General features: G+C 69.2%; 1 protein-coding gene and 1 pseudogene. One reads left to right on the plus strand and one right to left on the minus strand.

What is annotated here, in order from left to right:
* Positions 1-422 precede the first annotated feature (422 nt).
* Positions 423-901: pseudogene (locus tag AB0M26_RS31650) on the minus strand (DNA-3-methyladenine glycosylase 2 family protein); the annotation flags it as partial.
* 622 nt (positions 902-1523) lie between these two features.
* On the opposite strand from AB0M26_RS31650, the gene AB0M26_RS31655 reads away from it, so the two are divergent.
* A complete protein-coding gene (locus tag AB0M26_RS31655) occupies positions 1524-2681 on the plus strand; it encodes a serine hydrolase domain-containing protein (protein WP_365266428.1) in 1158 nt (385 codons plus the stop codon).
* Positions 2682-3010 lie beyond the last annotated feature (329 nt).

Consider the following 3010-nt stretch of genomic DNA (forward strand, 5'->3'; position numbering starts at 1 on the left):
GTTGCCTGCGCGTCACACCCCTCTTCCTACCCGATGCACCCCTCCATACAGATCCGGATCAGCAAGATTGATCACGACATCACACAGGCCCTAGGAGAACCGCATTTCGGCTGACCTTTGCCCCCTTCGCGGGAAGGGGGCAGAGCAGCGAACTGGAATTTCGGCCCGTGGATCTCGTCGGCCAGGTCGGTGACGGCTGCCCTCGGTCTGGCCGACGAGGACGAGCGCACCCGGTACACCGACGCCGATCCGGACTCGGGCGGGGGAGCACGGTCCGCGGCTCCGCCTGTTCGGTGTGACCGCCGTGGCCTCACAGATATTCGTCCTGGCCCCCTTCCGTTCCCGCCGGGCATCCCAACGTGCCCGTGCGAGGTTTCCAGCAGAGCAAGCAAGCTCGACGTCCTCCTCGCTCGTCGCGGTGGCTACACGCGGGCAATGCGCCCAAGAGGTGCGCGCGGCTCGCGTCGGGCGGGGATGCGGCCTGTCAGCAGGATGAGGCGGGCGGCGCGGCGGCGCTGCCCGGAACAGGGAGCGAGCAGTTCCAGCATCTCAGTGCCGCCCAGTCCGCGGCGGCCGGTCAGCGCGTAGCCGATGGGCCCGGGCAGATGCAGATCGCCCGTGGAGATGGCACCCGGTGCGCCGCCTGCACGCTGGATTCCTCGGCGGCCGTCCACGGCCCGATGCCGGGCACCAGCTGCAGCCGCCGTATCGCCTCGGGCAGCTCCATACCGGCGGCCTCCTCCAGCCGGGGCGCATGACGGCAGGCCCTGATGATCGCGGTGGCGGGCTTGTCCTCCACACCGGCCCGGTGCCACTCCCACGAGGGGATCATCGCCCGGACTCGTGGCTCGGGCGGGACCCGCATGCCGTCGGGAGCCGGTCCGGGCGCCCCTGCGGGGTCCGGGACCCGGCCAAAGCGCGCCACGGTCCCAGCGAAACGCGGGGTCCCGGCCGCCGCGCCGTAGGACCCGCAGGGTGAGGCGCAGATCGTACGGGCCCGGTGGGACCCGACGGCGGACCGGCATCCCGCCATGCTACGAGCCGCTCCCGAACCTCAACAGCCGCGACGTCCCTCAGCAGGCAGGCGTCGGAACGTCTCAGCGTCACGCGATCGCCCAGCTACATCTCAGGGGAGAATCAGGGGCTTTGTGGGGAGTTGTCGGGGGAGCCCCTGATGCAGGCACCCCGGCAGCAGCAGGAGGATCTGCTCATGCACAGGAGACGAACGACAGCTTGTCACCGCAGTGTTGCCGTGACGAACCGCAGGTTGCCACGGCCGTGCTGCCGGCGGTGACCGCGGTCCGTGCCAGATGCCTCTGCGCCGCGTTCCGCCCGCCCGGCGTGAATTGCTGGCAGAAGGCGTGACTGGCGCGGGTAATGGGGCGTGCCGCCAGCTGTCCCGGACGGGACCCGTGCCGCTTGGTGCGGCGGTGAGCGGTGGGCCGGTGCAGGCCGTGACGGGGCCGCGGCAAACCCCGCCCCTGAAGGCGCTCAGTCCTGAGCGCAAAACGAAGGAGAAATACATGACTATTCGTGCAACCCGTGTAGCGGCGACCCTCGTGGCAATGACGGCTCTGGCGGTGTCCGCCGCTGCGGTGGCCCCGGCGTCCGCGGCGGCTCAGGCCGGGAACAGTACCCACGCCGCGACCCGGCGGGCGATCGCGGCCGCGGTCGAAGACGGCGTGCCCGGAGTGATCGCCACGGTCAGGGACCGGCGCGGCACATGGTCGGCGACCGCGGGCGCCGGCAACATCAGGACAGGCGAGCCGCGCTCGCCGCACGACCGCTACCGCATCGGCAGCATTACCAAGACCTTCGTGGCCACGGTGCTGCTCCAGCTGGAGGCGGAGGGCCGACTGTCGCTGAACGACTCGGTGGAGAAGTGGCTGCCGGGAGTTGTCCGCGGCCACGGCCACGACGGCCGCCGCGTCACCGTCCGCCAGCTCCTCAACCACACCAGCGGCATTGCCAACTTCACCGACGACAAGACCTACGTTCGGACGTACTTGCTCGTTCCCGGCTTCTTCGAGCACCGCTACGACCGGCTGACCCCCGCCCAGCTCGTCGCCATCGCCATGTCCCACGCACCGGACTTCGCGCCGGGGACATCCTGGAACTACTCCAACACCAACTACGTCCTCGCCGGCATGGTGATCAAGAGCGTCACAGGCCGCTCGTACGCCACCGAGATCCGCCAGAGAATCATCGAACCTCTGCACCTGACCGCAACGTCGGTCCCCAGCAGCCGTGTCACCGTGCCGCAGCCCAGCAGCCGCGCCTACTCCAAGATGGCGCAGACGGCCACCGGCCCTACCTACGACGTCACGCAGTGGGCGCCCGGGCTCGCCTCCTCAGCAGGCGACATGATCTCCAGCTCGGCCGACGTGAACCGCTTCTACCGCGTCCTGCTGCGCGACAGCCTGCTCCCGGCCCAGCAGCTGAAGGAGATGAAGACCACGGTGACGGTCGACGCCATCCCCAATGCCGGCTACGGACTGGGCTTGATCGAGCGCAAGCTGTCCTGCGGCGTTCATGTCTGGGGCCACGAGGGCGGAGTCCCCGGCTCCGTATCGGAGGCGGTCACAACAGCGAACGGCCGCCACTCCCTCGCCTTCAACTTCAACGGAGACTGGTCCGGGGACAGCGACGCAGTGATCGAGGGGGAGTTCTGCGGCAAATGATCGGCGCGGGACGGTGCCGTACACCGGTAGCCTGGCATATTGGCCCCGACTGGCCTCAGCTGCCGGGCCGTACGGGATACAGATCCCAGTCCGCACAGACCCGGCAGGGGCGGGTGCTGTGCGTGCGGACGCACCATCTGGCGGGGCGAGGGGCGCTCCGGAACGCTGGAGAACGCAAGTGGACGTGCGAGTTTTTCGTCGGCCACGCCTTCACCTCCGGACTGGTGGGTGGGGACTAGGGAGCGTATTTGGTCGTGATCAAGGGGTGGCTCGCGTGAGGTCCTTGATCCAGATCATCGAGGCGCGGAGGTGTAGGCCGGCAAGGTAGC

Origin of the sequence: Streptomyces sp. NPDC051776 (assembly GCF_040681345.1) — a bacterium.
Taxonomy (GTDB): domain Bacteria; phylum Actinomycetota; class Actinomycetes; order Streptomycetales; family Streptomycetaceae; genus Streptomyces.